At 60.8% G+C, this 23,680-nt stretch carries 21 protein-coding genes; 11 read left to right on the top strand and 10 right to left on the bottom strand.

The window, feature by feature from the left end; translation table 11 throughout:
* Positions 1-61: 61 nt before the first annotated feature.
* Entirely contained in the window at positions 62-838 is a 777-nt protein-coding gene (locus PSH57_RS26440; protein ID WP_305386320.1) for a TOBE domain-containing protein, read from the bottom strand.
* A 57-nt stretch (positions 839-895) separates the two neighbouring features.
* Positions 896-1,636: a ComF family protein gene (locus PSH57_RS26435; RefSeq protein WP_305416221.1), complete on the bottom strand. Its 741-nt coding sequence runs from the start codon at positions 1,634-1,636 to the stop codon at positions 896-898.
* A gap of 90 nt (positions 1,637-1,726) precedes the next feature.
* On the opposite strand from PSH57_RS26435, the gene bioB reads away from it, so the two are divergent.
* From bioB to PSH57_RS26380, 11 genes are all read left to right on the top strand, one after another.
* Positions 1,727-2,782, top strand: coding sequence for a biotin synthase BioB (bioB, locus tag PSH57_RS26430; RefSeq protein ID WP_305386318.1), 1,056 nt, complete (start codon positions 1,727-1,729; stop codon positions 2,780-2,782).
* Between the two features lie 177 nt (positions 2,783-2,959).
* Entirely contained in the window at positions 2,960-4,138 is a 1,179-nt protein-coding gene (gene bioF / locus PSH57_RS26425) for an 8-amino-7-oxononanoate synthase (RefSeq protein ID WP_305386315.1), read from the top strand.
* Positions 4,131-4,862: an alpha/beta fold hydrolase gene (locus tag PSH57_RS26420; RefSeq protein ID WP_305386312.1), complete on the top strand. Its 732-nt coding sequence runs from the start codon at positions 4,131-4,133 to the stop codon at positions 4,860-4,862. The genes bioF and PSH57_RS26420 overlap by 8 nt, the downstream gene beginning before the upstream one ends.
* Positions 4,855-5,667: a malonyl-ACP O-methyltransferase BioC gene (bioC, locus tag PSH57_RS26415; protein WP_305386310.1), complete on the top strand. Its 813-nt coding sequence runs from the start codon at positions 4,855-4,857 to the stop codon at positions 5,665-5,667. The genes PSH57_RS26420 and bioC overlap by 8 nt, the downstream gene beginning before the upstream one ends.
* Entirely contained in the window at positions 5,664-6,347 is a 684-nt protein-coding gene (gene bioD / locus PSH57_RS26410) for a dethiobiotin synthase (RefSeq protein WP_305386307.1), read from the top strand. Before bioC ends, bioD begins: the two co-directional genes overlap by 4 nt.
* Before the next feature lie 107 nt (positions 6,348-6,454).
* The gene (locus PSH57_RS26405; RefSeq protein ID WP_256231049.1) at positions 6,455-6,751 is read left to right on the top strand and encodes a pyrroloquinoline quinone biosynthesis protein PqqE; all 297 of its coding nucleotides are present in this window, start codon (positions 6,455-6,457) and stop codon (positions 6,749-6,751) included.
* A gap of 275 nt (positions 6,752-7,026) precedes the next feature.
* On the top strand, positions 7,027-8,832 hold the full coding sequence (locus PSH57_RS26400) for a phenylacyl-CoA dehydrogenase (RefSeq protein ID WP_305386305.1): 1,806 nt from the start codon (positions 7,027-7,029) through the stop codon (positions 8,830-8,832).
* Between the two features lie 334 nt (positions 8,833-9,166).
* Positions 9,167-10,456: a GGDEF domain-containing protein gene (locus PSH57_RS26395; protein WP_305386302.1), complete on the top strand. Its 1,290-nt coding sequence runs from the start codon at positions 9,167-9,169 to the stop codon at positions 10,454-10,456.
* Positions 10,457-10,547: 91 nt separating this feature from the next.
* The gene (locus PSH57_RS26390) at positions 10,548-12,344 is read left to right on the top strand and encodes an acyl-CoA dehydrogenase C-terminal domain-containing protein (RefSeq protein ID WP_305386300.1); all 1,797 of its coding nucleotides are present in this window, start codon (positions 10,548-10,550) and stop codon (positions 12,342-12,344) included.
* Positions 12,345-12,564: 220 nt separating this feature from the next.
* Positions 12,565-14,343, top strand: coding sequence for an acyl-CoA dehydrogenase C-terminal domain-containing protein (locus tag PSH57_RS26385; RefSeq protein ID WP_305386298.1), 1,779 nt, complete (start codon positions 12,565-12,567; stop codon positions 14,341-14,343).
* A gap of 330 nt (positions 14,344-14,673) precedes the next feature.
* The gene (locus tag PSH57_RS26380) at positions 14,674-14,832 is read left to right on the top strand and encodes a YqaE/Pmp3 family membrane protein (protein WP_038436734.1); all 159 of its coding nucleotides are present in this window, start codon (positions 14,674-14,676) and stop codon (positions 14,830-14,832) included.
* Positions 14,833-14,971: 139 nt separating this feature from the next.
* Here PSH57_RS26380 and PSH57_RS26375 read toward each other — a convergent pair whose 3' ends face one another.
* The 8 genes from PSH57_RS26375 to PSH57_RS26340 all read right to left on the bottom strand — a co-directional run bounded on the left by PSH57_RS26375 (position 14,972) and on the right by PSH57_RS26340 (position 23,675).
* Positions 14,972-16,804 carry a S9 family peptidase gene (locus PSH57_RS26375; RefSeq protein WP_305416219.1) on the bottom strand — a complete coding sequence of 611 codons (1,833 nt, stop codon included), beginning with the start codon at positions 16,802-16,804 and terminating at the stop codon, positions 14,972-14,974.
* Entirely contained in the window at positions 16,770-17,939 is a 1,170-nt protein-coding gene (pqqE, locus tag PSH57_RS26370; protein ID WP_305416217.1) for a pyrroloquinoline quinone biosynthesis protein PqqE, read from the bottom strand. The genes PSH57_RS26375 and pqqE overlap by 35 nt, the downstream gene beginning before the upstream one ends.
* On the bottom strand, positions 17,911-18,186 hold the full coding sequence (gene pqqD / locus PSH57_RS26365; protein WP_305386291.1) for a pyrroloquinoline quinone biosynthesis peptide chaperone PqqD: 276 nt from the start codon (positions 18,184-18,186) through the stop codon (positions 17,911-17,913). Before pqqD ends, pqqE begins: the two co-directional genes overlap by 29 nt.
* Positions 18,183-18,935, bottom strand: a complete 753-nt coding sequence (pqqC, locus tag PSH57_RS26360; protein WP_305386289.1) for a pyrroloquinoline-quinone synthase PqqC — start codon at positions 18,933-18,935, stop codon at positions 18,183-18,185. The genes pqqD and pqqC overlap by 4 nt, the downstream gene beginning before the upstream one ends.
* Before the next feature lie 212 nt (positions 18,936-19,147).
* Positions 19,148-20,059: a pyrroloquinoline quinone biosynthesis protein PqqB gene (gene pqqB / locus PSH57_RS26355; RefSeq protein ID WP_256231059.1), complete on the bottom strand. Its 912-nt coding sequence runs from the start codon at positions 20,057-20,059 to the stop codon at positions 19,148-19,150.
* A gap of 81 nt (positions 20,060-20,140) precedes the next feature.
* Positions 20,141-20,215 (bottom strand): pyrroloquinoline quinone precursor peptide PqqA, encoded by a 75-nt coding sequence (gene pqqA, locus PSH57_RS26350; RefSeq protein WP_003177660.1) that lies wholly within the window; start codon positions 20,213-20,215, stop codon positions 20,141-20,143.
* Positions 20,216-20,397: 182 nt separating this feature from the next.
* The gene (gene pqqF, locus PSH57_RS26345; RefSeq protein WP_305386286.1) at positions 20,398-22,818 is read right to left on the bottom strand and encodes a pyrroloquinoline quinone biosynthesis protein PqqF; all 2,421 of its coding nucleotides are present in this window, start codon (positions 22,816-22,818) and stop codon (positions 20,398-20,400) included.
* A gap of 62 nt (positions 22,819-22,880) precedes the next feature.
* On the bottom strand, positions 22,881-23,675 hold the full coding sequence (locus PSH57_RS26340; RefSeq protein ID WP_305386283.1) for a carbon-nitrogen hydrolase family protein: 795 nt from the start codon (positions 23,673-23,675) through the stop codon (positions 22,881-22,883).
* Between the last annotated feature and the right edge of the window lie 5 nt (positions 23,676-23,680).

Raw genomic sequence — 23,680 nt, 5'->3', positions numbered from 1 at the left:
GCTCCCTGCTGGTTTTGGCAGCCACCTTAAAGCCGGTCGATGACGCTTTTGTTGCAGCGCGCTACAACGGTGTGCCGAGCAACACATTTGTCGCCGAAAACTCCACTTGTACCGGTGAGCCGGTATCCAGGTTTCGCTCGCGCAGTTGCAGCGGATCGGCCAGCGCACACAGCGTTTGGCCGTTGGGCAGACCGATGCGCACTTCGCTGGGGCCGTTTTCGGCGGCAGCAACGTATTCAATCACCCCACGCAGGGCATTTTCCCCAGGGTTGTTGCCCGTTTTTTCCGGCGGATCGACAGGGTGCAATTCCAGCCAGCCGGCCTTGATCAGGGCGACCACTGCAGTGCCGATACCCAGTTCCAGGCGTACCGTGCTGTCATGGGTGATTTGCGCCTGGATGACCAGGCCTCGTGCGAGCTCCAGGTAAACCCGGTCGTTATGACCCGAGGGCTCAATGTTCAGGACTTTGCCGTGCAACTGATTTCGCGCGCTGGTGCGCAGCATCAGGCGACTGAGCAGGCCCAGATCCCCGGCATCTTCGCTCGCCTCCAGCAACTGCGCCTGCAAGGCTTGCAGGCGCTGATACAGGCGCAGCACGCGCTGCCCTTCCTGGGACAGTTTTGCTCCGCCACCGCCTTTTCCCCCAACGCTACGTTCCACCAGCGGCTGGTCCGCCAGGTTGTTCAATTCGTCGATGGCATCCCACGCCGCCTTGTAGCTCAGGCCGGCGCTTTTGGCGGCGCGGGTGATCGAGCCTTGTTCGGCGATGTGCTGCAACAAGGCGATGCGTTGTGGGCGCCGGACGATGTGCTGGGTCAGGAGCGGGGGCAATGACATGACGGAGAACTGCGCAAGGGAATCATGGGCGGACGTTGGCGTCTCGGAGGCGGCGCGTCAAGCCGGCTCACCGGGTTTCGGCGTGCGGGCCAGACAATACACATCGACCCGGGCGGCACCAGCATCCAGCAACAGGCGGGCCAGCGCCTGGGCAGTGGCGCCGGTAGTGAGCACATCGTCCACCAAAGCCAGATGACGGTGGCCAAGCACGGCGTCGGGTGTGACGGCAAAGGCTTGGCGCAGGTTTTGGCGTCGGGCCTTGGCATCAAGTGCCTGCTGGGCGGGGGTATCCTGGATGCGTCGCAGCAACTGATCTTCGCAAGGGATCTTCAATGTCGCGCTGAGCCAATGCGCAAGCATCGAGGCCTGATTGAAACCCCGCTGGCGCAAGCGCCGGTTGGCAAGCGGTACCGGCACCAGTGCATCGGGCTGCTCCAGTCCTTCGTTGAAGTGATGTTGCAAGGACTGCGCTAGCAGTTCGCCCATCAGCCGACCAAGTGGCCATTTAGCCTGATGTTTGAAGCGGGCGATCAGGCTGTCGATAGGAAAGTCGTAGGCCCATGGCGCCAGGACCCGCTCGAAGGCGGGCGGCTGCGTGGCGCACTGACCACAATGCAGTCCGGCCATGGGCAGCGGCAAGGCACAGATACTGCACTGGTGGCCGAGCCAGGGCAGCTCGCTCTCACAGGGGGTGCAAATGGGTTGGAGCGTGTCGGTAGTTTCGCCACATAGCAGACAAGATTGTTTGTTTTTTAACCAGATGTAAACCGGTCCATCGTATCGTGGTTGACAGCGCATGACTCTTCCTTAAATATGCCGAACATCCGTGTCGCGCCTGTGGGTATTCCGTTTCCCAGGTGCCAGCCAAGCATAATCAAGGAAATGCCCATGAGCGCCAGCACCACTGCCAACCTGCGTCATGACTGGTCTTTGGCCGAAGTCAAAGCTCTCTTCGTCCAGCCCTTCAATGACCTGTTGTTCCAGGCGCAGACCGTGCACCGCGCGCATTTCGACGCCAACCGCGTTCAGGTGTCCACGCTGCTGTCGATCAAGACCGGCGCCTGCCCGGAAGATTGCAAATATTGCCCGCAGTCCGGCCACTACAACACCGGGCTGGAAAAAGAAAAGTTGCTGGAAGTGCAGAAAGTCCTCGAAGAGGCCGCCCGTGCCAAGGCCATCGGCTCGACCCGTTTCTGCATGGGCGCGGCGTGGAAGCATCCGTCAGCCAAGGACATGCCTTATGTGCTGGAGATGGTCAAAGGCGTGAAGGCCATGGGCCTGGAGACCTGCATGACCCTGGGCCGCCTCGATCAGGACCAGACCCAGGCCCTGGCCCAGGCCGGCCTGGACTACTACAACCACAACCTCGACACGTCGCCGGAGTTCTACGGCAGCATCATCACCACTCGTACCTACAGCGAGCGTCTGCAAACCCTGGCCTACGTGCGTGATTCGGGGATGAAGATCTGCTCCGGTGGCATCCTGGGCATGGGCGAGTCCCTGGACGATCGCGCCAACCTGCTGATCCAACTGGCGAACCTGCCGGAGCACCCAGAGTCGGTGCCGATCAACATGTTGGTCAAAGTCGCCGGCACGCCGCTGGAGAATGCCGAGGACATCGATCCTTTCGATTTCATCCGTATGCTCGCCGTGGCGCGAATCATGATGCCCCAGTCCCATGTGCGGCTGTCCGCCGGCCGCGAAGCAATGAACGAGCAGATGCAGGCGATGGCATTTTTTGCCGGCGCCAACTCGATTTTTTATGGCGACAAACTGCTGACCACCGCCAACCCGCAAGCCGACAAGGACATGCAACTGTTCGCGCGCCTGGGCATCCAGCCGGAGGCCCGCGAAGAGCACGCCGATGAAGTGCATCAGGCGGCTATTGAACAGGCGCTGGTGGAGCAGAAGAGCAGCGAGCAGTTTTACAACGCGGCTGTTTGAGTCAGCACAAAATCAAATGTGGGAGCGGGCTTTGTGGGAGCCGAGCTTGCTCGCGATGAACGATAACGCGGTCTTGCCATAGACCGCAGAGCCTTCATCGCGAGCAAGCTCGGCTCCCACAAAAGCTCTCCCACAGAGATCTGCCCAGTCTTTAACAGTGTTCACCCCGAGGCCTGCATGCCCTTCGATCTCGCCGCACGCCTGGCTGCCCGTCGTGCCGAAAATCTCTATCGCCAGCGCCCGCTGCTCGAAAGTCCGCAGGGGCCAGAGGTGGTGGTGGACGGCCAATGCCTGCTGGCGTTCTGCAACAATGATTACCTGGGCCTGGCCAATCATCCACAAGTGATCGAGGCCTGGCGCGCCGGAGCGGCGCGATGGGGCGTTGGTGGCGGCGCCTCCCATCTGGTGATCGGCCATAGCGGGCCTCATCATGCCCTGGAAGAAGCCCTGGCTGACTTGACCGGCCGCCCGCGAGCACTGCTGTTCACCACGGGCTACATGGCCAACCTTGGCGCGGTCACCGCTCTGGTGGGGCAGGGCGATACGGTGCTGGAGGATCGACTCAACCACGCTTCGTTGCTCGACGCCGGGTTGCTGTCCGGCGCGCGCTTCAACCGTTACTTGCACAACGATGCCCAAAGCCTGGCCAACCGTCTTGAGAAAGCCACCGGCAATACGTTGGTGGTCACCGATGGTGTGTTCAGCATGGACGGCGACATCGCCGATCTGCCGGCCCTGGCCCGTGAAGCCAGGGCCAAGGGCGCCTGGCTGATGGTCGATGATGCCCACGGTTTCGGCCCGTTGGGGGCCAATGGCGGCGGGATCGTCGAACATTTTGGCCTGAGCCAGGATGACGTGCCGGTATTGGTTGGCACCCTGGGCAAAGCCTTCGGCACCGCCGGCGCTTTTGTCGCCGGCAGTGAAGAGCTGATCGAAAGCCTGATCCAGTTCGCTCGTCCCTACATCTACACCACCAGCCAACCGCCGGCCCTGGCCTGCGCTACGCTCAAGAGCCTTGAGCTGCTGCGCAGCGAGCATTGGCGGCGCGAACATTTGCAGGTGCTGATCCGCCAGTTTCGCCACGGCGCCGAGCAGATCGGCCTGCAATTGATGGACAGCTTCACGCCGATCCAGCCGATCCTGATCGGCGATGCGGGGCGGGCGATGCGCTTGTCGCAGATGTTGCGTGAGCGGGGACTGATGGTTACGGCGATCCGCCCACCCACGGTGCCTGCCGGCAGCGCCCGTCTGCGCGTGACCTTGACCGCCGCTCACAGTGAAGCTCAGGTGCAGCTACTGTTGGAGGCACTGGCCGAGTGTTTTGCACAATTGGGACCGGAGCCAAACCATGCGTGATCGACTGATATTGCTGCCTGGTTGGGGCTTGGGCGTTTCCCCGTTGGAGCCTCTGGCGGCTGCGCTGCAAGGGCTGGATGAACATCTGCGGGTCGAGATCGAGCCGTTGCCGGCACTGACCTCAAGCGATCTCAATGAATGGCTCGATGAGCTGGACGCCACGCTGCCCCAGGATGCCTGGCTGGGTGGCTGGTCGCTGGGCGGCATGCTGGCCTGCGAGTTGGCGGCGCGTCGGGGCGAGCGCTGCTGCGGCTTGCTGACCCTGGCGAGCAACCCTTCTTTCGTGGCCCACGATCAATGGCCGAGGGCGATGGCCGGTGAAACCTTCGATGGGTTTCTCGCCGGGTGCGCGGCCGATCCGCGCCAGACCCTCAAGCGCTTCAGTTTGTTGTGTGCCCAGGGTTGCAGCGATCCGCGCGGCTTGTCGCGATTGTTGCTGGCGGGTGCACCTGTCACTTCGCCCGATGTGTTGATGGCCGGGCTCGAGCTGCTGGCGCAACTGGATACTCGCGCCGCCTTGCAGGGCTTCGGTGGCCCGCAACTGCACTTGTTTGCCGGGCTCGACGCCCTGGTGCCGGCTGAGGCGGCAGGTGAATTACTGGCGTTGCTGCCGGATGTTGAAATCGGTCTGATCGAACAGGCCGGCCACGGATTCCCTCTGCAAGACCCTCACGGTGTAGCGGGGGCGATTCAGGCTTTTTTGCATGAGTCCGATGATGACTGATTTGTCTGTTCCCAAATTGCCCGGTGCCTTGCCGGACAAGCGCCAGGTGGCGGCCTCGTTTTCCCGGGCGGCGAGCAGCTACGACAGCGTGGCCGAGCTGCAGCGCGACGTCGGCCAGCAATTGCTGGGCCAGCTGGCTGCTTCGAGCGAACCTGAGCGCTGGATGGACCTGGGCTGTGGCACCGGCTATTTCACTCGGGCGCTGGGTACGCGCTTCGGCGAGGCGACCGGGTTGGCGCTGGATATCGCCGAAGGTATGCTCAACCATGCTCGCCCTCAGGGTGGAGCTGCGCACTTTATAGCCGGTGATGCCGAGCGGTTGCCCTTGCAGGCCTCGAGCTGCGATCTGGTGTTCTCCAGCCTGGCGGTGCAGTGGTGCGCGGATTTTTCCTCGGTGTTGAACGAAGTCCATCGGGTTTTGAAACCCGGTGGCGTGTTTGCCTTCACAAGCCTTTGCGTTGGCACGTTGTATGAATTGCGCGACAGCTGGCGTCAGGTGGATGGTTTGGTGCACGTCAACCGTTTTCGCGCGTTCGAGACGTATCAACAGCTATGTGAGGCCAGCGGGCTGAACGTTGTCAGCCTGGAGAATCGTCCCCACGTGATGCATTACCCGGATGTGCGCGGCCTGACCCATGAACTGAAAGCCCTCGGCGCCCACAATCTGAACCCCGGCCGGCCCGGTGGGTTGACGGGCAGGGCGCGGATCCTCGCGCTGGTTGACGCTTACGAACAGTTTCGTCAGGTACAGGGGTTGCCCGCGACCTATCAGGTGGTCTACGCCGTGCTGGAGAAACCGCTATGAACCAGGCTTATTTCATCACCGGTACCGACACCGACGTGGGCAAAACCACCGTCGCGGCCGGCCTGCTGCACGCTGCGCGACAGGCTGGCATGAGCACCGCGGCAGGCAAGCCTGTGGCTTCCGGATGTGAGGTGACACCCAAAGGGTTGCGCAATGCTGATGCTTTGGCGCTGCTGGCCGAATGCTCGGTGCCGCTTGAGTATGCCCAGGTCAATCCGGTGGCGTTCGAGCCGGCGATCGCACCTCACTTGGCCGCTCGAGAGGCCGGCGTGGCCCTGACGGTACAATCGTTGCTGGGGCCGATGCGTGAATTGTTGGCCTTGAAGGCCGATTTCACCCTGATCGAAGGCGCGGGTGGCTGGCGCGTGCCGCTGGCCGATCAGGACAACCTCTCGGACCTGGCGATGGCGCTGGGCCTGCCGGTGATCCTGGTGGTGGGTGTGAGGCTTGGCTGCATCAGCCATGCGCTACTGACCGCCGAGGCCATCGCCCGGGACGGCCTGCAACTGGCTGGTTGGGTGGCCAATATCGTCGATCCTAAGACATCGCGCCTGGAAGAAAATCTGGCGACCCTGGCCGAGCGTCTGCCGGCGCCGTGCTTGGGGCGTGTGCCGAAAATCAAGGGCGTCACCGCCGAAGCCGTGGCTGCGCATCTGCACCTGGATTTGCTGGGCTACTAAGGTTTTCACTATGACGAGGCACTGTGCCATTAGTGTTTTTGTCGGGCCTTTTCCCAGGGCTTCTGCTTCAATGGGCACTGCCAATTCTCAAGAAGACGAACTCTGCCATGGAAATCTCAGGAAATACCGCGTTCTACGCCGGTCTGAGCACTATTCAGACAGGGCAGAACCGTGTCGATCAAGCTTCAAGCCAGATCGCCAACAATACTATCGAGCGCTCCGTCACCAGCCAGTCGTCCGAACTGCAAGCCGATCGCCTACGGTCGGTGGATCGCAGCCAGCAATCGGACTTGGCCAGCAATATGGTCGAAATGTCCCAAGGCAAGTTTCAGGTCCAACTGGGCGTGAACGTGGCCAAGGCTTCCGATGAAATGCTCGGTACGTTGATCGATACCTTCGCCTGATCCTGTATCTCAGGTTTGTCAAAACGCCGCGACTATTCGCGGCGTTTTCGTCTCTAACTCCTTCTGGCTCAACTAATCTTTTCTTACGTACGCTGTGAGTGTTGCGCTGCGGTGAATTGCTGTGCCTGGGATTTTTTCGGGGACGATGACGAACGGCAAAAGATCGGCGCTTGACAAGATTTGGGCGTAAACGTATGTTTCAAACAACTGTTTGACCGTCACAACAAATCCATGCGGTCGTTCATTCCCGGTTACATCAGCAGAGGTTTATCGCTATGCCTGACTACAAGGCCCCCTTGCGTGATATTCGCTTCGTTCGTGACGAACTGCTTGGCTATGAAGCGCATTATCAGAGCCTTCCGGCTTGCCAGGACGCCACTCCAGATATGGTTGACGCCATTCTCGAAGAAGGCGCCAAGTTTTGTGAGCAGGTGCTGGCGCCGCTGAACCGCGTGGGCGACATCGAGGGCTGCACCTGGAGCGAGTCTGGTGTGAAGACCCCGACCGGTTTCAAGGAAGCCTACAAGCAATTCGTTGAAGGCGGCTGGCCAAGCCTGGCCCACGACGTGGAGCATGGTGGTCAAGGCTTGCCGGAGTCCCTGGGCCTGGCGGTCAGCGAGATGGTCGGCGAAGCCAACTGGTCGTGGGGCATGTACCCAGGCCTGTCCCATGGTGCGATGAACACTATTTCCGAGCACGGTACGCCCGAGCAGCAAGAGGCCTACCTGACCAAGCTGGTTTCCGGCGAATGGACCGGCACCATGTGCCTGACCGAACCGCACTGCGGCACTGACCTGGGCATGCTGCGCACCAAGGCCGAGCCTCAGGCCGACGGTTCCTACAAGGTCAGCGGCACCAAGATCTTCATTTCGGCCGGCGAACACGACATGGCCGACAACATCGTCCACATCGTTCTGGCACGCCTGCCAGACGCACCGGCCGGTACCAAGGGCATTTCGCTGTTCATCGTTCCCAAGTTCCTGCCTAACGCCGACGGCTCCATCGGTCAGCGCAATGCGGTGAGCTGCGGTTCGCTGGAACACAAGATGGGCATCCACGGCAATGCCACTTGCGTGATGAATTTTGACGCGGCCACCGGTTTCCTGATTGGCCCGGCGAACAAAGGCTTGAACTGCATGTTCACCTTCATGAACACCGCACGCCTGGGCACCGCGCTGCAAGGTCTGGCCCACGCCGAAATCGGCTTCCAGGGTGGCCTGAAGTACGCCCGTGACCGCCTGCAAATGCGCTCCCTGACCGGCCCGAAAGCGCCGGACAAGGCTGCCGACCCGATCATCGTGCACCCCGACGTGCGCCGCATGCTGCTGACCATGAAGGCCTTCGCCGAAGGTAACCGGGCGATGGTTTACTTCACCGCCAAGCAAGTGGACATCGTCAAGTACGGCGTCGACGAAGAAGAGAAGAAAAAGGCCGATGCGCTGTTGGCGTTCATGACGCCGATCGCCAAGGCGTTCATGACTGAAGTCGGCTTCGAATCGGCCAACCACGGCGTGCAGATCTATGGTGGTCACGGCTTCATCGCCGAGTGGGGCATGGAGCAGAACGTTCGCGACAGCCGCATTTCGATGCTGTACGAAGGCACCACCGGCATCCAGGCCCTCGACCTGCTGGGCCGTAAAGTGCTGATGACCCAGGGCGAAGCGCTCAAGGGCTTCACCAAGATCGTCCACAAGTTCTGCCAAAGCAACGAAGGCAACGACGCGGTCAAAGAGTTCGTAGAACCTCTGGCTGCGCTGAACAAGGAATGGGGCGAGCTGACCATGAAGGTCGGTATGGCGGCCATGAAAGATCGCGAAGAAGTTGGCGCGGCCTCGGTGGATTACCTGATGTATTCCGGTTACGCCTGCCTGGCCTATTTCTGGGCTGACATGGCGCGCCTGGCGGCGGAAAAATTGGCGGCCGGCACCACCGAAGAAGCCTTCTACACCGCCAAGCTGCAGACCGCGCGCTTCTACTTCCAGCGCATCCTGCCGCGCACCCGCACCCACGTGGCAACCATGCTGTCGGGCGCCAACAACCTGATGGACATGAAAGAAGAAGACTTCGCACTGGGTTACTAAGCCTTACGCGGTTCTTCCAGAAGGCCGCTGCTACCTTAGGATGCAGCGGCCTTTTTATGCCTGCCGCAAGTCCCCTTGTGAGAGCGGGCTTGCTCGCGAAAGCGGTGGATCAGACGGCATCAACGTTGACTGATCCACCGCTTTCGCGAGCAAGCCCGCTCCCACAGGGATCTCGAGATATTTCGAAAAAACATTCATCAAACTGAACCCTAAGAAATCACTCCTTCCTGCCGTTACAAGGATGGCAGTGTGACATCTGTCACATCTCGCGTGCCTTACTGCGTCAGTAGCAGGCACAATGCCATCTTTCATCAGCCGGGTCGGAGCTTTACCCTTGTCGCGTTCTTCCGCTGCACGTTGGAGTCACTTCCTACCCTCGCTGTTGTTATTGCTGGCGGGGCTGGCGGCTGCCTACGTCAAGGACCTCAACGTCTTTTTCACCTCTCTGTTCAACGTTCTTCCTACGCTGGTGCTGTTGCTGGGCGGAGCGTATTGCGCTGTTTATCGACGCCAGCGTGAGCTGTTTCTGATGGTCACGGTGTACATCGCTTACTACCTGCTGGACACCCAGACCGACTTCTATCGCGACAACGGTAAGGTGCGCGAAGACGCAGCGGTGGTGTTTCATCTCGTCTGCCTGTTGCTGCCGCTGTTGTTTGGCCTGTTCGCCGCGTGGCAGGAGAGAACCCATTTGTTCCAGGACATGGTGGCGCGGTTCGCGGTGCTGCTGGTCTTTGGGAGCGTAGCGCTGGCCCTGGAGCAAAGCTTTCCCCAGGCGTTGCTGTTGTGGCTTTCGGAGATCCGCTGGCCTGCATTGCACGGCGCCTGGATGAGCCTGATCCAGTTGTCCTACCCAGTGTTCATCGCCGCCTTCCTGTTGCTGGCGTGGCAATACTGGCGCCACCCGCGACCGTTGCATGCCGCGCAATTGGTAGGTTTGCTCGGGGTGTTCTGGATGTTACCGAAGACTTTCATCCTGCCGTTTACCCTGAATATCATGTGCAGCCAGGTGATGCTGATGATCGCGGCCGCGGTCGCCCACGAGGCTTATCAAATGGCGTTCCGTGACGAACTGACCGGCCTGCCGGGACGTCGGGCGCTAAATGAGCGCATGCAGCGCCTGGGTCGCAATTATGTATTGGCGATGAGCGACGTGGACCATTTCAAGAAATTCAACGACACCCACGGGCATGACGTGGGTGACCAGGTATTGCGGCTGGTCGCCAGCAAACTGTCGAAAATCAGCGGTGGCGGTAGGGCTTATCGCTACGGTGGAGAGGAATTCGCGCTGGTATTTGCAGGTAAAACCATCGAAGAGTGCATGCCTCATTTGGAAGTCATTCGCGAATCCATCGCCAACTACAGCATTCAGCTACGCAATCCCGACAGTCGTCCCCAGGATGATCAACAAGGTCGCCAGCGTCGTGCCGGCGCCGGTGCATCCTGTGTATCGGTGACGGTCAGCATCGGCGTAGCCGAACGCATCGAACAGCGCACTCCCGAAGAAGTGCTCAAGTCCGCCGACCAGGCCCTCTACAACGCCAAGGCGGCTGGGCGTAACTGTGTGATTGCCTATGGGCAGAACCGTCGCGGTGCGGTGCGCATGGAAACTGCCGCGGGTTGAGTGATGATGGCGCATTCAGCGTCTGGACTGTGATTGTGAGCCTCGGTGGCCGGCAGTAGGTTTGGTCGACCTGTTACCGGAGAAGACCACCATGCCCGAGTACAAAGCCCCGCTGCGCGATATGCGTTTTTTGATTGATCACGTCTTCGACTTCCATGGCCGCTATGCCGAACTGGGCGCCGGCGATGCCAGCCCGGACATGGTCAGCGCGATCCTCGAGGAAGGCGCCAGGTTCTGTGAGAACGTGCTGGCGCCGCTCAATCGTGGCGGCGACGAAGAAGGCTGCCATTTCGACAACGGCGTGGTCACCACGCCTACAGGCTTCAAGCAGGCTTTCGCACAATACGTGGAGGGCGGCTGGCACGGGCTGGCGGCGGATCCGGCTTACGGTGGCCAAGGATTGCCCAGTTCCCTGGGCCTGGTCATCAGCGAAATGGTGGGTTCCAGCAATACGTCCTGGGGCATGTACCCGGGTCTGACCCACGGTGCGATGTCGGCCATTCATGCCCACGGCACCGAAGAACAGAAACAGGCCTACCTCACCAGGCTCACGGCCGGTCAGTGGACCGGCACGATGTGTCTCACCGAAGCCCATTGCGGCACCGACCTGGGCATCATCAAGACCCGCGCCTTGCCTCAGGCCGACGGCAGCTACGCGATTACCGGCAGCAAGATTTTCATTTCCGCCGGCGAACACGACATGAGCGACAACATCATTCACTTGGTGCTCGCCAAACTGCCGGATGCCCCTGCCGGGACCAAAGGTATCTCGCTGTTCATCGTGCCCAAATTCCTGCCTGACGCCAGTGGCGAAGCGGGACCGCGCAATGGCGTCTCCTGCGGCTCGATCGAGCACAAAATGGGCATCAAGGCTTCCGCCACTTGCGTGCTTAATTTCGACGGGGCCAAGGGATTCTTGATCGGCGAGCCGAACAAGGGCCTGAACTGCATGTTCACCATGATGAACCATGCCCGGCTAGGCACCGGCATGCAGGGCCTGTGCCTCGGGGAAGCGAGCTTCCAGGGCGCGATCAAATATGCCAACGACCGTTTGCAGATGCGCTCGCTGACCGGGCCCAAGGCGCCGGAAAAAGCCGCCGACCCGATCATCGTCCACCCCGATGTGCGCCGGATGCTGCTGACCATGAAGGCCTTCAACGAGGGCAACCGGGCGCTGACTTACTTCACCGCGCAACTGTTGGACATTGCACACCTGAGCCGCGACGAAACCGCCCGCCAGGAGGCCGAAGACCTGCTGGCGTTCCTCACCCCGATCTGCAAGGCTTTCATGACCGATACTGGCCTGGAAGTGACCAACCACGGCATGCAGGTGTTTGGCGGCCACGGTTTCATTCGTGAGTGGGGCATGGAACAGCTGGTGCGCGACTGTCGCATTGCGCCGATCTACGAAGGCACCAATGGTATTCAGGCGCTGGATCTGCTGGGGCGCAAGGTGTTGGGCAGCCAGGGCAAGTTGCTGCGAGGGTTCACCAAAATCGTCCACAAATTCTGCGCTGCCAATGCCGATCACCCACAACTCAAGTCCTATATCGCGCAACTCGATGAGCTGAACCGGCAATGGGGCGAGCTGACTACCCAGGTCGGCATGGCGGCCATGAAGAACCCCGATGAAGTCGGCGCTGCTTCGGTGGACTATTTGATGTACAGCGGCTACATCATCCTGGCCTATCTGTGGTTGCGCATGGCATTGGTGGCCCAGGCGCAACTTGACGCTGGCGAAGGTGACGCGGATTTCTGTCGGGGCAAACTGGCGACCTGTGAGTTTTACTTCAAGCGCCTGCTGCCAAGGACCGCCGCCCATCGGGCCGCGGTTGAGGCGGGGAGCGATTGCTTGATGAAGCTGCCGGCGGAGTTGTTTGCCCTCTGATGTGAGGGGGGAGCAAAGATCGCAGGCTTCGCCAGCTCTACAGGGAGTACGCGCTCTTCTGTAGGACCTGACGAAGCCTGCGATCTCTCCTGTAGTGACTAAAAATAACAAAACAGTCACCAGCTGACCCTATGTGTCGCAAAAGTTGTTGGGGTACACTCAGACCACTGCAAAAACCGTTTTCTTACGAACCAATTGTTTAGATCCTGCGAGGTTTGCCATGGCTGACTACAAAGCGCCCCTGCGCGATATGCGCTTCGTCCTCAATGAAGTGTTCGAGGTCGCGAAACTCTGGGCTCAACTGCCGGCGCTGGCCGAGACCGTAGACGCTGAAACCGTCGAGGCGATCCTTGAGGAAGCCGGTAAAGTCACCAGCAAAAGCGTCGCCCCCCTCAGCCGTGCAGCTGACGAAGAAGGTTGCCACTGGGCTGACGGTGCCGTCACCACGCCAGCCGGTTTCCCACAGGCCTACAAGACTTACGCTGAAGGCGGCTGGGTCGGTGTCGGTGGTGATCCGACCTACGGCGGCATGGGCATGCCCAAGGCTGTTTCGGCTCAGGTCGAAGAAATGGTCAACTCCGCCAGCCTGTCATTCGGTCTGTACCCCATGCTGACCGCCGGCGCTTGCCTGTCGATCAATGCCCACGCCAGTGAAGAGCTTAAAGCCGCCTACCTGCCGAACATGTACGCTGGCATCTGGGCCGGTTCCATGTGCCTGACCGAGCCGCATGCCGGTACGGACCTGGGCATCATTCGCACCAAGGCCGAACCTCAGGCCGACGGCTCCTATAAGGTCAGCGGCACCAAGATCTTCATTACTGGCGGCGAACACGATCTCACCGAAAACATCATTCACCTGGTGCTGGCGAAGTTGCCGGATGCGCCCGCAGGCCCGAAAGGCATTTCGTTGTTCCTGGTGCCCAAGTTCATGGTCAATGCCGACGGCAGCCTGGGTGCGCGTAACGCGGCCAATTGCGGGTCGATCGAACACAAGATGGGCATCCAGGCATCTGCCACCTGTGTGATGAACTTCGACGAAGCCGCGGGTTACCTGGTCGGCGAACCAAACAAAGGCTTGGCGGCGATGTTCACCATGATGAACTACGAGCGTCTTGGGGTGGGTATCCAGGGCCTGGCCACCGGTGAGCGTTCTTACCAGAACGCCATCGAGTACGCCCGTGACCGGCTGCAAAGCCGTTCGCCAACCGGTGCGCAGAACAAAGACAAAGTCGCTGACCCGATCATCGTCCACCCGGACGTGCGCCGGATGTTGCTGACCATGAAAGCTTCGAACGAAGGTGGCCGGGCATTTTCCACCTACGTGGCGATGCAACTGGACACCGCCAAATTCAGCGAAGACCCGGCCACCCGCAAACGTGCCGAAGATCTGGTGGCCTTGCTGACACCGGTGGCGAAGGCCTTCCTGACCGATTTGGGGCTGGAAACGACTGTCCATGGCCAGCAGGTTTTCGGCGGCCACGGCTATATTCGCGAATGGGGTCAGGAGCAACTGGTGCGTGACGTGCGCATCACCCAGATCTACGAAGGCACCAACGGTATCCAGGCGCTGGACCTGGTGGGGCGTAAGATCGTCGGCAGCGGCGGGGCGTTCTACAAACTGTTCACTGACGAAATTCGCCACTTCACCGCTACCGCGAGCAGCGATCTGGCGGAGTTCACCAAGCCGCTGAACGATGCTGTCGGTACGTTGGATGAGCTGACTGAATGGTTGCTGGACCGATCGAAAAACAACCCGAACGAAATCGGTGCCGCCTCCGTGGAATATCTCCAGGCGTTTGGCTACACCGCCTATGCCTATATGTGGGCGCTGATGGCCAAGGCGGCTTTGGGCAAAGAAGCCCAGGATGATTTCTATGCGAGCAAACTGGGTACGGCACGGTTCTACTTCGCCCGCTTGCTGCCGCGTATTCACTCTCTGAGTGCTTCGGTGAAAGCAGGTAGCGAGTCGCTGTTCCTGTTGGAGCCTGAGCAGTTCTAAAACTGATGTTGTGTAAGCAAACGCTTACACAACGTGCTGGCGTTTTCCCTCTATCGGCAGATTGGATCCAGGGCTAATCTACTTCACATGGACGTCGCGCAGGATGCGCAAAGCAAAAACATGGACACGTAGGATTCTGCCAGGATGGCGGAGCGAAATGGATGTCAGGGAAACAGTCTGCAAAACCCCGCTTCGGCGGGGTTTTCTTTTGTCCGCGTTTTTATCTTCCCGCGCTTATCCCTTCTGGATTGCTTCTCACTGAACCCTGACGAGCGGTCAGGTGTCCATGAGCTATATGGCAATGTGGCCATCGCCAATCAGGAGTCATCCATGGATATTATTCGAATCATCATCGCCATCCTGCTGCCGCCATTGGGTGTGTTCCTGCAAGTCGGTTTCGGCGGGGCTTTCTGGCTGAATATTCTGCTGACCCTATTGGGCTACATCCCTGGCATCGTGCATGCGGTGTACATCATCGCCAAGCGCTGAGAGGCTGGCGAAAATTTAGTTGAGTTGTCGAACTCTGTGGGAGCGGGCTTGCTCGCGAATGCGGTGTATCAGTTGAAGACTCATGACTGACACACCGCATTCGCGAGCAAGCCCGCTCCCACACTCGTTTTGCATCTACCTAAGGGGGGCCATCCATCACTTTGCGATAAAACAACCACTCATGCTCCAGCGCATGAGCCTGGTTTATCGCCTTGCGAAAGCCATGGCGTTCATCGGCGTAGTAATGCGCTTCTACCGTGACGCTGTTGTCCTCCAGTGCCTCGACCATATCGCGGGTCTGCTGCGGCACGACCACTGCATCCAGTTCACCCTGGAAAAATATCACCGGCGCGCGGATCTGGTCAGCGTGCAGCAGTGGTGTGCGGTCGCGGTAGCGTTCGGCGTCCTGTTGCGGGTCGCCGATCAGCCAATCCAGATAGTCGCCTTCGAATTTATGTGTGGCGTGGGCCAGGGCGACGGGGTCGCTGACGCCATAGAGGCTGGCGCCGGCGCGGAACACGTCATGGAACGCCAAGGCGCAAAGAGTCGTGTAACCACCGGCACTGCCGCCACGAATGAACGCGCCACGGCCATCGATCAAGCCTTGCTCTTCAAGGTGCGTGACCACCGCGCAGGCATCCTCGACATCCACCACGCCCCAGTTCAAATACAGCGCCTGTCGATAGGCCCGGCCATAACCGCTGCTGCCGCGGTAATTGAGATCGGCCACGGCAAAGCCACGCTGGGTCCAGTACTGGATGCGCGGATCAAAGATGGGATAACACGCCGAGGTCGGTCCGCCATGGATAAACACCACCAGTGGCGGTTTTTCCTCGGCGTTCATGGCCGGGGGATAAAAGAACCCATGGGCTTGGCTGGAGGCCGAGGGGTAGCACAGGGTTCGAGGGCGGCTGATGTGTTCGACGGGTAACGGCGCGCCGCCACCGGCCAGCACCACCACTTCATGGTTTTGCCGATCAATGGTGATCACCGCCGACGGGCTGATTGGCGAGGCGGCGATGGCATAAATGAACCGCTCATCCAGTGCCAGGCTGCGAAAACGGGTGTAAGTGCCGGTGAAATCTTCGTATGCGCCGCGGCTGCGGCAAAGACCCAGTCGGCCGAATCCCGCCTCGGTCCAGCTCGCCAGGTATTCGCGTTCGCCCACCGGCAGCCACGTACAGCCGCCCAGTTGCCAGGGCGCAGGGGCGTGATCGGCTTCGGCGGCGGGCAGTGGGTCCAGGCCGTCGGCAGACTCAATCCAGGGTTGCCAATAACCGCCACGATCGCTCAGGCAATAGAGGCGATTGCGATCATCAAAACGCGGTTGCTGAATGGACTCGTCTTTACCACCGCCCCCTACGCAGCGGGGCCTGCCCCAGGCGCCAGCGTTGTGCTCGGCCAGCATCAGTCTCGTTGACGTCCAGGGTTGATGGGGGCGGCTCCACTCCACCCAGGCCAGCCGTCGACCATCAGGGCTCAAGGTCGGCGCGGCGTAGAAGTCCGCGCCTTCGGCCAGCAGATGCCGTTGATGATCCGCCAGCCCGATCGAGACCAGGCGATGCTGATTGGCCTGCTCCTCCACCGCCAGCACCTGGCCGCAAGCGAAGTGAAGATCGCCATATCGACAATCCCCCGAGGTCAGCGCCACGGGTTGTTCGCTGGTCAGCGACTGGTGATACACCTGCTGGTCGGCCTCATTGACGAACAGCACACCGTCGTCGCTCAGGCAGAACGATCCGCCGCCATACTCATAAACCCGGCTGCGCGCACTGAACCCGTCTGGAGTCAGGCATCGGGCCTTGGCATCCTGCCAGTGCCAGATCCGGCAGGCACCGTCTTCGGGACGGTATTCATTCCAGAACAGTCCAAGGGGCCCGGCCTGCAACTCAGCGAAGTCGATGCCTGCCGCAACGGCCTGGGTGGCGCTGAAAGGCTCAGCCTTTAGCGATGAGGCGTGAGTTTCGTTCATTGCGAAAGGCCAGTTGTTCAATCGTCTGAGTGGCATGCTCGGCGTCTTCCCGAGCCTTAAGAATCACCCCGTGGTGCTCGGATTTGCTGCACACCGGGTCAGCGTTGCTGGCGTCGCCTGTGAGCATGAACGCCTGGCAGCGGCAGCCGCCGAAGTCCTTTTCTTTTTCATCGCAGGAGCGGCACGGTTCGGGCATCCAGTCATAACCGCGGAAGCGGTTGAAGCCGAACGAGTCGTACCAGATGTGCTGCATGCTGTGGTCGCGCACATTGGGAAATTGCACCGGCAGTTGGCGGGCACCGTGACAGGGTAATGCCGTGCCGTCCGGCGTGACGGTGAGGAAAATGCTGCCCCAGCCGTTCATGCAGCCCTTGGGGCGTTCTTCGTAGTAGTCCGGCGTGACGAAGATCAACTTGCACGGATTGCCTTGCGCTTGCAGCTTGGCGCGGTATTCGTTGGTGACACGTTCGGCGCGCACCAGTTGTTCCCGGGTGGGCAGCAAGCCGACGCGGTTGAGCTGCGCCCAGCCATAGAACTGGCAGGTGGCGAGTTCAACGAAGTCGGCTTCTAGGGCGATGCACAGCTCGATAATGCGGTCGATCTTGTCGATGTTGTGCCGATGGGTGACGAAGTTCAGCACCATCGGATAGCCGTGGGCCTTGACCGCCCGGGCCATTTCCAGTTTTTGCGCGAAGGCTTTCTTCGAGCCGGCCAGCAGGTTGTTCACCTGTTCGTCGCTGGCCTGGAAGCTGATTTGGATGTGGTCGAGGCCGGCCTTTTTGAAATCGCTGATTTTCTGCTCGGTCAAGCCGATGCCAGAGGTGATCAGGTTGGTGTAGAAACCCAGCCTGCGCGCCTCGGCGATCAGTTCGGCCAGGTCCTGGCGCACCAGCGGCTCGCCGCCGGAAAAGCCCAATTGCGCGGCGCCCATCTCACGAGCCTCGCGAAACACTTTGAACCACTGCTCGGTACTCAGCTCCTTGCCCTGTTCGGCGAAGTCCAACGGATTGGAGCAGTATGGGCATTGCAACGGGCAACGGTAGGTCAGCTCGGCCAGCAGCCATAGCGGCAGGCCGACTTCAGGCTTGGGCGGCAGGCTTGTGGCGTCAGGCAAGTTCGATCCAATGCTCTGCACGGGCGACCTCCATGAATTGCTCGATGTCGTCACCGAGTTGCGGCACGTCGGGGAACTGCTTCTCCAACTCACCGATGATGGCCGCGACATCCCGTTCACCGTCGATCAGGCCGCCAATCAGCGAAGCGCTGTCGTTGAGCTTGATCATGCCTTCAGGATAGAGCAGCACGTGGCCCTTCTGTGCCGGCTCGTACTGAAAGCGATAACCGGGGCGCCAGCGTGGGGTCTTGCTGCGGTCGAAACTCATAAGGTAATTCCTTTGTGCCACACCCGTTGTCCGGTCACGCTGTGGTAGGGCGGGCGATTCAATTCGTAGGCCATGCTCATGGCATCGAGCATGCTCCAGAGGATGTCCAGTTTGAACTGGAGAATCTCCAGCATGCGCTCCTGGCCTTCGCGGGTGGTGTAATGCTGCAAGGTAATCGCCAGGCCATGCTCCACGTCACGCCGGGCCTGGCCCAGGCGGGTGCGGAAGTATTCGTAGCCGGCGGGGTCGATCCAGGGGTAATGCTGCGGCCAGCTGTCCAGGCGCGACTGATGGATCTGCGGTGCGAACATTTCGGTCAGGGAGCTGCTGGCGGCTTCCTGCCAACTGGCCCGGCGGGCGAAGTTGACGTAGGCATCCACCGCGAAGCGCACGCCCGGCAGCACCAGTTCCTGGGAGCGCAGTTGATCGGGATCCAGACCCACCGCCTGACCCAGCCGCAACCAGGCTTCGATGCCGCCGTCTTCACCGGGCGCGCCGTCATGGTCGAGCAGGCGCTGGATCCACTCGCGGCGGATTTCCCGGTTCGGGCAGTTGGCCAGGATCGCGGCATCCTTGAGCGGGATGTTCACCTGATAGTAAAAACGGTTCGCGACCCAGCCCTGGATCTGCTCGCGAGTGGCGCGGCCCTCATACATCGCCACGTGATACGGGTGATGAATGTGGTAATACGCACCCTTGGCACGCAGGGCCGCTTCGAACTCGGCGGGGGACAGGGGGGTGTCAGTCATTGTGGTCTCCGGGGAATAACTGTCGGCGGTTGGGGTGCCTGGTCTGGCCTCTTCGCGAGCAAGCCCGCTCCCACATTGGTTTTGCGGTGCATGAAATATCAAGTGTTACTTGGCCCCTGTGGGAGCGGGCTTGCTCGCGAAGGCGTCCGGTCAGCCAGCAGCAATGTTGGCTGACACAGCGCAAACCCACTCCCACAATCGTTCCGCCCTCCTTACAACTCAATACTCATTCCGTCGTAAGCCACTTCAATCTTTCGACGTACAAGCTCGGCCCGCTCGGGTGAATCTTCGTCGAGGATCGGGTTGGTATTGTTGATATGAATAAGGACTTTGCGCGGCTCAGGCAGTTGCTCCAGCACTTCGATCATCCCGCCGGGCCCGTTCTGTGCCAGATGGCCCATCTCGCGACCGGTGCGGGTGCCGACGCCACGACGCTGCATTTCATCGTCGTCCCACATCGTGCCGTCCACCAACAGGCAATCGCTGCCGGCCATGATCTCCAGCAGCGGTCCGTCGACCTTGCCCAGGCCTGGGGCGTAAAACAGCTTGCCGCCAGTGCGCAGGTCTTCGACGATCAGGCCGATGTTGTCGCCCGGGTGGGGGTCGAAGCGGTGCGGTGAATAGGGTGGTGCGGCGCTACGCAGCGGCAGTGGAGTGAAGCGCAGGTTCGGGCAGGCGGCGATGGTGAAGCTTTGGTCGAGTTCGATGCGGTTCCAGCTCAGCCCGCCGTTCCAGTGGGTCAGCATGTTGAACAGCGGAAAACCCGTGCTCAGGTCTTCATGGACCATGTCGGTGCACCAGACTTGATGCGGGCAGCCTTCGCGCAGGCTGAGCAGGCCGGTGGTGTGGTCGATCTGGCTGTCCATCAGAATGATGGCGCCGATACCGGTATCCCGCAGTGCCCGGCCAGGTTGCATCGGGGCGAACCCTTGGAGCTGGGCGCGAATGTCCGGGGAGGCATTGCACAGTACCCAGTTCACGCCGTCATCGGAAATCGCGATGGACGACTGGGTGCGTGCCTGGGCTCGCAGGCTGCCGTTGCGAAAACCTGCGCAATTGGCGCAGTTGCAATTCCACTGGGGGAAACCGCCGCCGGCGGCGGAACCTAGAATCTGGACAAACATGGTCGCTCCATCTGCAAACCGAAATAAAAAACGCCCCGGCTGACCGAGGCGTTGTGCTGCGCGTTTAACCGCCTGCAGCAATCAACGGCTGGCGAAGTACATGGTGACTTCGAAACCGATACGCAGGTCGATATATGCGGGTTTGGACCAGGACATGGGAATACTCCTTTGGTTGGGGGGATTGGGGTCGATGGAACGGTGGAGACCTATACATATAGTCCACCTCCGTTCGGAGATGTTCAGATGCTTAGGCGGCTATGTTACTAAATCTGACATATTCGTTGGCCGCGATTCTCAAAGAAAGCTCATTACAGCGACTGCAATGATCACTGCGCCGCTTACCAGTGTTCTGGCGCGCAGCCGCCGTTGCTCAGGCAATACCATCCCCCTTGCGCATCGATCAAACTCTGGGCGGCTGCTTCTAGCTGGGCGCGGTCCAGGCACAGGATGGCAGCGGCGAGTTGTTCAAGATAATCCGACGAGCGGCCGGCCAGCTTGCCCTGCCAGAGCAGTTCGGCGGCCTGGGCGAAGGGCAGGGTACTGCTCTGGAGTTGGGCAGCGAGGGCCCGCTGTTGGCCGGTCAGGGATGAATCATCGAGCTGCTGGATCAGCGCCGGTAACGCCGCCAGAAATTGCTCGATGTGGGCGATCAGTTGTGTTGCCGAGAGGCTGGGCGATTGGACGCCGAACAACACCCCGGTTTGTCCATCGATCTGCTTCAACCCACTGAACACCGCATAACCCAACTGCAAGTCGACGCGCAGGCGCTGGTAGAACGGCGTCTGGCACAGCTGTGCCAGCCAGCGCCAGGCGGCTTCGTCGGTCAGCGCCAGGGTGGCCGTCGGGCAAAACAGCAACACGGCCGCTTCTTCGCCGTGGGTCTGGAGCGTATGCCAGATGCGTTGCCCGCGCGGTGCCGTCGTCAGGCTGACGTCCTCGCCGGCATTGCCCGGTACGCGGCCCAGCACCGGCCCAAGCGCCCCTTGGGTGGCGGCCGACAGACCGATGGACAGCCCGTCCCAGCGAGCCGTTGCCCACACGTTTTGATCGCTGTCGGGCATTGGCAGCGCTGACGATTGCCGGCAATGATTTGGCAACACCTTCAACAGCTGTCGAATCGCCATCGATGGGGGTTCGTCACCGGCCTGGGCCATTGGCAGCGGTTGGGCAAGCTTCGCCAGAACGTGTTCGAGCACCAACGGGATCGGTGCCTGCAAGCCGACCAGTTTCAGCAGGCATTGATGGCCGGAGGGTTCGAAACTGACGTCCACGCCGGCCTGCCGAGCCTCTTCGCGCACATCCTCCAAGTGTCGGTCGAGCCTGGATTGAACGTCGAGCGGTGCCTGGGTCGTCAGTTGCCAGCGCAGGTAAACCGCGCCTTCACGGCCGTTGTCTGGCAGCGCCTGGCTGAACTGCATGGGCGAGCGTTCCCGTCGGCCCCGGGAGCGGTCCTGGGCGAAGGTTCGCAAGCCGCGATGGGCGCTGGTCTGGCCGCGTATCAGCCCGGCGCGAGGCGCTTCACTGGGTGTTTGCAGGAACGGGTTGGGCGCGGGCAGTTGCCATGGTTCCACGACGTTATTGGCAGGATTCAGTTGCTTGAGGATTTCCCTGAGCCTCACGAGGTCGTTTGCCAGCAGCGGCGTGTCTCGTCCTTCGCAGTCCCAGTGGGCTAACTGCAAGGCCGATCCTGTCTCCTGCCGACGTTGCAACAACGCGGTGAACTCCTGGCGCAACGGTGCCCAGTCGTTTTGGGCGGAAAAGAATCCCAGCCAGTCGTGCAGCAACGGTTGGATATGCTCCGCTGCCTGAGCGTTGCCGTGCTTGAATTCGATGTGCAGCAGTGCCTGTCCGGCAAACTCATACAGCGCGGTGGCCTTGAGGCTGTCAGCCAGGCCGCGCTGACGCAACGTGGCGAGCAGGCCGCCCGGTTTGCTGGAGTTCAGCCACGTACAGAGAAAGTCCAGGGCTTGGGGCGAGGCGGCGGGCAACGCTTCGAAGGCGAACAGCAGGTCGAAACAACCTTCGTGAGCCTGTTGATAACGGGGCTGGGACGACGCCATCAGTTTTGGCGGTGCCGGTCTGGCAACCGCTTCACCGGTCGGTACATGGTTGCTGAACTGTTCCGCCAGCGTTTTCAAGGCATCGATACTTTGCGGGCCGGCCAGGCTCAGGACCATCTGGCCGCTTTGGTAGAAACGGCGATAGAAGTCGTGCAATGCGGTTTGGAATTCTGCGTGCTCCACCGCGAGACTGTCGCGATTGCCGGCGTGAAAACCCCGCAGCGGGTGGGACGCTGACACTCCGTCGTACAAGGCAAGCTGTCGCTGGGCGGCCGCATCCTGGGACCAGGCGATGAATTCTGCGTGTAGCACTTCGCGTTCCCGCAACTGATCAGCTTCATCCAGACGTGGCTGGGCGAGCATGTCCCACAGCCGTTCCAGCCCGTCGGCGAAGGTTGCGGGAGGCAGTTCGAAGAAAAAATCCGTGGTGCGTTCACTGGTGCGCGCATTGACCTGACCGCCGTGCCGCTGCACGTAGGCCATCAGGTTCTCCCCGGCGGGAAACCGTTCGGTGCCGAGGAAGAACAGATGTTCGAGCAAGTGCGCCATGCCCGGCCAGGCCAGAGGGGCATCATGGCTGCCGGCGGCGACGCGCAGTACCGCGGCGCTGCGCTTGAGGCCCGGGACATGACGCAAGGTCACCCGCAAGCCGTTGGCCAGGATTTCAGTGTGGGGGCGGAGGGAGTCGGGGACCGGCATGGGTACTTCCAGAACAAGGATGCGCCCATGCTAGCGGATCAGGGCCCTTTCTCAATCCTCAATCAGTGTTTGTGCAAGTCGTCGTAAAGCTCAGGACGGCGATCGTGCAGGTAGTTGTAGGCCGCACGGCAATCTTCCATCAGTTGCCGATCCAGCTCACCCACGATCAAGGCCTCGTCCAGCCCGGCAAGGGCAGGGCGGCTGCCATCCGGGGCGGCGATGCTGCTTTGGCCGCAGTACTGCAATTCACCTTCATGACCGCAATAATTGGCGTAAGCCACGAAACACTGATTTTCGATGGCCCGGGCGCGCACGGTGACATCGGCGATGAACTCGTAGGGCTGCATGTTGGCGGTGGGCACCAGGATCAGTTCGGCACCGGCCAGGGCCAGGCGCCGGGCATTTTCCGGAAACTCCAGGTCATAGCAGATCAGAAAGCCGAGTTTCCAGCCGTTCAGCTCCACGATGGGCAGCTCGCTATCGCCAGCGCTGAACATCGCGTGATCCAGATCGCCAAACAGGTGACTCTTTCGATAATTTGCCAGACGTTCGCCATGGGCATCGATCAGTTGCACCGCGTTGTAAATCTGCCCGTCTTCACTGCGTTCTGGGTAACCATATGCGATGGCCAGGCCGGCCGCCTTGGCGATGCGAGCGATCTGCTGCGCCCATTCGCCGTTGTAGACCTCGGCCAATACATTCACCGCGTCGACGCCAATGTTGTAGCCGGTCAGGAACATTTCCGGCAACACCAACACATCGGCGCCCCTGGCCTCCAGCGCCACCTGATGCAGGCGTTGCAGGTTGGCGGCCGGATCCAGCGGCAGCGGTGAACATTGGTAAAGGGCTACGCGCATCAAAA

This window comes from Pseudomonas hefeiensis (assembly GCF_030687835.1).
GTDB classification, from domain to species: Bacteria; Pseudomonadota; Gammaproteobacteria; order Pseudomonadales; family Pseudomonadaceae; genus Aquipseudomonas; species Aquipseudomonas hefeiensis.
This window is presented reverse-complemented; position numbering and strand designations above follow the sequence as displayed.

What these genes read in the sequence shown, in the direction of transcription:
- PSH57_RS26440 (WP_305386320.1), bottom strand. Translation starts at nt 838, where the DNA reads ATGTCATTGCCCCCGCTCCTGACCCAGCACATCGTCCGGCGCCCACAA.
- PSH57_RS26435 (WP_305416221.1), bottom strand. Translation starts at nt 1,636, where the DNA reads ATGCGCTGTCAACCACGATACGATGGACCGGTTTACATCTGGTTAAAA.
- bioB (WP_305386318.1), top strand. Translation starts at nt 1,727, where the DNA reads ATGAGCGCCAGCACCACTGCCAACCTGCGTCATGACTGGTCTTTGGCC.
- bioF (WP_305386315.1), top strand. Translation starts at nt 2,960, where the DNA reads ATGCCCTTCGATCTCGCCGCACGCCTGGCTGCCCGTCGTGCCGAAAAT.
- PSH57_RS26420 (WP_305386312.1), top strand. Translation starts at nt 4,131, where the DNA reads ATGCGTGATCGACTGATATTGCTGCCTGGTTGGGGCTTGGGCGTTTCC.
- bioC (WP_305386310.1), top strand. Translation starts at nt 4,855, where the DNA reads ATGACTGATTTGTCTGTTCCCAAATTGCCCGGTGCCTTGCCGGACAAG.
- bioD (WP_305386307.1), top strand. Translation starts at nt 5,664, where the DNA reads ATGAACCAGGCTTATTTCATCACCGGTACCGACACCGACGTGGGCAAA.
- PSH57_RS26405 (WP_256231049.1), top strand. Translation starts at nt 6,455, where the DNA reads ATGGAAATCTCAGGAAATACCGCGTTCTACGCCGGTCTGAGCACTATT.
- PSH57_RS26400 (WP_305386305.1), top strand. Translation starts at nt 7,027, where the DNA reads ATGCCTGACTACAAGGCCCCCTTGCGTGATATTCGCTTCGTTCGTGAC.
- PSH57_RS26390 (WP_305386300.1), top strand. Translation starts at nt 10,548, where the DNA reads ATGCCCGAGTACAAAGCCCCGCTGCGCGATATGCGTTTTTTGATTGAT.
- PSH57_RS26385 (WP_305386298.1), top strand. Translation starts at nt 12,565, where the DNA reads ATGGCTGACTACAAAGCGCCCCTGCGCGATATGCGCTTCGTCCTCAAT.
- PSH57_RS26380 (WP_038436734.1), top strand. Translation starts at nt 14,674, where the DNA reads ATGGATATTATTCGAATCATCATCGCCATCCTGCTGCCGCCATTGGGT.
- PSH57_RS26375 (WP_305416219.1), bottom strand. Translation starts at nt 16,804, where the DNA reads ATGAACGAAACTCACGCCTCATCGCTAAAGGCTGAGCCTTTCAGCGCC.
- pqqD (WP_305386291.1), bottom strand. Translation starts at nt 18,186, where the DNA reads ATGAGTTTCGACCGCAGCAAGACCCCACGCTGGCGCCCCGGTTATCGC.
- pqqC (WP_305386289.1), bottom strand. Translation starts at nt 18,935, where the DNA reads ATGACTGACACCCCCCTGTCCCCCGCCGAGTTCGAAGCGGCCCTGCGT.
- pqqB (WP_256231059.1), bottom strand. Translation starts at nt 20,059, where the DNA reads ATGTTTGTCCAGATTCTAGGTTCCGCCGCCGGCGGCGGTTTCCCCCAG.
- pqqF (WP_305386286.1), bottom strand. Translation starts at nt 22,818, where the DNA reads ATGCCGGTCCCCGACTCCCTCCGCCCCCACACTGAAATCCTGGCCAAC.
- PSH57_RS26340 (WP_305386283.1), bottom strand. Translation starts at nt 23,675, where the DNA reads ATGCGCGTAGCCCTTTACCAATGTTCACCGCTGCCGCTGGATCCGGCC.